The organism is uncultured Arthrobacter sp. (genome assembly GCF_902805515.1).
GTDB lineage: Bacteria > Actinomycetota > Actinomycetes > Actinomycetales > Micrococcaceae > Arthrobacter_D.
The window spans coordinates 1-3,226 of sequence record NZ_CADCTE010000086.1; the positions used below are offsets into that span (position 1 = coordinate 1).

The 3,226-nt window shown below is 66.8% G+C and carries 4 protein-coding genes; all 4 read right to left on the bottom strand.

Annotated elements, in window-relative coordinates; translation table 11 throughout:
- Positions 1 to 501: FtsX-like permease family protein (locus tag QZX79_RS07415; RefSeq protein ID WP_294566859.1), on the bottom strand; the 501-nt coding region annotated here is incomplete at its 3' end.
- Positions 502 to 503: 2 nt separating this feature from the next.
- Positions 504 to 1,262 (bottom strand): ABC transporter ATP-binding protein, encoded by a 759-nt coding sequence (locus QZX79_RS07420; RefSeq protein WP_294566863.1) that lies wholly within the window; start codon positions 1,260 to 1,262, stop codon positions 504 to 506.
- Positions 1,263 to 1,330: 68 nt separating this feature from the next.
- Positions 1,331 to 2,527 carry a serine hydrolase gene (locus QZX79_RS07425; protein ID WP_294566866.1) on the bottom strand — a complete coding sequence of 399 codons (1,197 nt, stop codon included), beginning with the start codon at positions 2,525 to 2,527 and terminating at the stop codon, positions 1,331 to 1,333.
- 292 nt (positions 2,528 to 2,819) lie between these two features.
- Positions 2,820 to 3,226: FtsX-like permease family protein (locus tag QZX79_RS07430; RefSeq protein WP_294566869.1), on the bottom strand; the 407-nt coding region annotated here is incomplete at its 5' end.

The window sequence follows — 3,226 nt, forward strand, 5'->3', positions numbered from 1 at the left end:
GGCCGCGAGCCTGCCGGCGAGCAGCGCGGCCGGGAACAGCAGGACCAGCGCGCCGATCACCGGAAGCGGGGAGATCACCAGATCGAACCCGGCAGGCACCACGCCCCCGGAGACCAGTGCCGGCATGAGCAGTTGCCCGGCAAACAGTCCCGGGATGGCCCCGAGCGGGGCCGCGAGGGCGAACACGATGACGATCTCGGCTGTCACCATCGAGCGCACCTGCCGCGGGGTCGCCCCGACGGCGCGGAGCAGGGCGAACTGCGCGTTGCGCTGCCGCAAGGCCGAGGCGAAGGTGGAGGCGACCACGAGTTCGACCACGAGGACCGCCGTGCCGGCGAAGGAGGCGGCCACGGCCATCAGCAAAGGCGCGTCGCCGCGCAGGCCGCTCTCCATGAGCACACCATTAGCGGTCAGCAGCGCGGCGGCCGAGACCACAATCAGGAAGCTGCCAACCCGGCTTGCGCGGTAGGCGCGTACCGCTGAGCGGGCGAAAGACCACATGGCTATCGTCCCAACTCGACGAGGCGGGCCGCGATCTGGCTCGAGGTCGGCGCTGCCAGCCTGCCGGCGAATTGTCCGTCGGCCAGGAAGAGCACTTCATCGGCGGTGGCGGCCACATGCGGGTCGTGGGTGACCAGCACCAGGGTCTGCGTGAACCGCTTGGCGGCACCGCGCAGCACCTCGAGCACCTGATCTCCCGTGCGGCGGTCCAGGGCGCCGGTCGGCTCATCGGCGAAGACCACGGTGGGCCGGGTGATCAGCGCCCGCGCGATGGCCACCCGCTGTGCCTGGCCTCCGGATAACTCGCCCGGCAACCGCCCGGTCATCCCGGTCAGCCCGACGGACTCGACGAGGGTCTGCTGCCACTGCTCATCGGGACGCCGGCCGTCCAGCAGCATCGGCAGCTGGATATTCTCCCCGACGCTCAGGTGGCCAATGAGGTTATACGACTGGAACACGAAACCGACATGGCGCCGGCGGAAACGGGTCACGGCGTCCAGGGAGAGCCCGGTGATGTCGGTCTCGCCGATGAACACCTGGCCGCTGGTTGGCGTATCCAGGCCCGCGGCAAGGTTCAGGAACGTCGACTTGCCCGACCCGGACGGGCCCATAATCGCGATGAACGCACCCGGGGCAATATCGAGGGAGAACTCCTGAAGGGCAGTGATCTCCTCCGGGCCGTTCGGAAAAGTCTTACGGAGTTGAAGGAGGCGCACGGCGGTATCAACCGACGGCGGGCTTATTAACGTACTCGGGGTCATGAACGAGCTTTCTGCTGGGTATCGGGTCAGCGTGTGCTGAGGGTGCTGCAGGTGGTGTGGGTGTCGGGTCAGGGTGTGCTGAGGGCTTCTTCGAGGGCGTCGGTGGAGAGGTTGTAGAGAGCGATGAGTTCCTCCGTGGGGCCTTCGAAGATTTCGTCCTGGGGGCCGTCGTAGATGGCGAATGGCAGTGCTGTGAGGGTGAGGGTGACGGCGGTGCCGTCCTCTGCGACTGCGTTGCGGGTCTGGTAGCCGGGGATGTCGCCGTCGTGGCCCCAGGCTGTGCCGCCGCTTAGTTCTCTGCTTTCGATGCCCAGCCCGTACGTTGCTCCGGGGAAATGCTCCTCGTCGCCGGTGGAGATGCCGGTGAGCATCTGGTCGAGTTCGGCCGGTTCCAGGAGTTCGCCCTCGAGGACGGCTTTCATGAACGTGTTGAGCTCAGCCGGTGTGGACACCATCGCCCCTGCTGCCCCGGCCCAGGAAGGATCGGCTTCGGTGAGGTCGCGTAGTTCGCCGTCGGTGTCGATGTGGTAGCCCAGGGGATGCTCACCGCGCAGCCCGGTCTCACCCGGTTCGGGCAGGTAGGTGTGCTTCAGGTCCAGGGGTGTGACGATCCGATCGTGGATCTGTTCGGCCAGGGGCCGTTGGGTGATGCGTTCGATGATCAGGCCCAGGGCGATGTAGTTGGTGTTGGTGTATTGATGGCGTTCCCCTGCGGGGAAGATCGCGGGCTGTCCGAGCGCCAGGTCGAGCACGTCCCGGGGTGAGCGGTAGATGTCGCGGTCGGCGAACGCTTCGTTGACGATGAGTTCGGTGGTGTACTCGGGCAGGCCGCTGGTGTGTTGGAGCAGCTGCCGGACGGTGATGGCCTTCGGGTCGATCCCCTTCCCCTTGATGATGCCGGGGAGGTAGGTTTCGACGCTTCGGTCCAGCTCCAGGAGTCCTTCTTCCACCAGCTGCAGGGCCACCACCGCGGTGAATGTTTTGCTGGCGCTTCCAATCCGCACTTCACCGTCAGCGGGGACCGGTGCGTCGGTGGCGAGGTCGGCGGTGCCGGCGGTGGCGGTTTCAGCGGTGCCGTCCGGGGAGGTGCGGGTGATGATCGCGCCCGGGTAGCCTTCCTCGACGAGTCGTTCCGCGATGCCGGTCAGCACCTTCGGTGCTTCCTCGGGGGAGTCCTTGGTGGCGGCCGCGGAGGTGCAGGCGGTGAACGCGAGCGACGCGGCCAGTGCGGTGGTGATAACCGCGAATTTAGGGGTGTATTTCATGTCAGTGCTCCGATTTGGTGTGGGGGTTGGTTGGTTGCTGGGTTAGAGGCTGCGGCGTTGCAGGGCGAAGGCGGCGCCGGTCAGCAGGAACCCGGTCAGGACGGTGAGGGCTCCGAGAGAGCCCGTGCCGGTGAGTGAACTGGCGGGTCGGCCAGATGATTGGCAGCGGCGTGATTCCGGGGAACGGGATGACGGGGCCCCGGCTGCGGTCAGCTCGGATCAGGCGGCGACCTGAGGGACGACAGGTGCGTCCTCTGGACCGACGTTCCGAGCCGGGCTGATACTTTCCGGCTCATTCGTGTGCTCCGAGGGCCCGGATGGCCGGGGCCTTCATGGCTGCTCGTGTTGCCAGAAGTGCGGTGATGGTAGTGAGCGTGGCAACGAGCAGGGTGATGGCGCCCAGGAGCGTCCAGGGGATCGCGATGACCGGCGCGCCGTAGAGGCGGTAGGTCGATGCCCACAGTCCGACGAGGGAGAGGACTGCAGCGACGGCGCCGAGGATGAGGCCGATGGTAGTGACGGCCAGGGCTTCAATGACGGTGCTGTGCTGGATCTGGCGCCGGGTGAGGCCACTGAGCCGCAGTGTCGCCAGTTCGCTGCGGCGTTGACTGATGGAGATGGCGAGCGTGCTGAGTACGCTGATGAGGGCGTAGAGGCTGCCGAGCCCGACTATCATGACCATCACGGCACGGTTTCCCG

Coding starts and splice junctions, on each gene's coding strand:
- QZX79_RS07420 (WP_294566863.1), bottom strand. CDS start 1,262: ATGACCCCGAGTACGTTAATAAGCCCGCCGTCGGTTGATACCGCCGTG.
- QZX79_RS07425 (WP_294566866.1), bottom strand. CDS start 2,527: ATGAAATACACCCCTAAATTCGCGGTTATCACCACCGCACTGGCCGCG.